This is a genomic window from Streptomyces muensis (genome assembly GCF_021474425.1).
GTDB lineage: Bacteria > Actinomycetota > Actinomycetes > Streptomycetales > Streptomycetaceae > Streptomyces > Streptomyces muensis.
Map to the genome: position 1 here is coordinate 1 of NZ_JAKEIP010000663.1, position 353 is coordinate 353.

Below are 353 nucleotides of genomic sequence, written 5' to 3' on the forward strand. Positions count from 1 at the left end.
CGGGCGGGGTGTCGGTCGGCGTCGCGCTGGGGCGTGGTGTGGGCTTTGTCGTCGGTACGACGATCGTCGTTGTTGTCGGGGGCGCGTTCAGGCCGCCCATGGTCGAGGGTGTGGACGGGCTTGATGTCGGCACTGTGGCGGCGGTGTTTGCCGAGCGGTCCGCTTCCGTGTCTGTGTCCGTGGGTGTAGCCGTGTCCGGGCTGGTGACGGAGTCCGCGGTGGGGTCGGTGTCCGTTGCGCCCAGGCCCGCCACCTCCGCGTCGGGGGACAGGCGTACGAGGCTCAGGGCGCCGGCCGCCAGGGCGAGGCCGCCGGCTGCCAGGAGGACCTTGCGGGGGCGGGGGCGGCGGCCT

Annotated in this window: 1 pseudogene; it reads right to left on the minus strand. The window is 73.9% G+C overall.

The window, feature by feature from the left end:
- A pseudogene (locus L0P92_RS44935) lies at nt 1–353 on the minus strand (hypothetical protein); the annotation flags it as partial.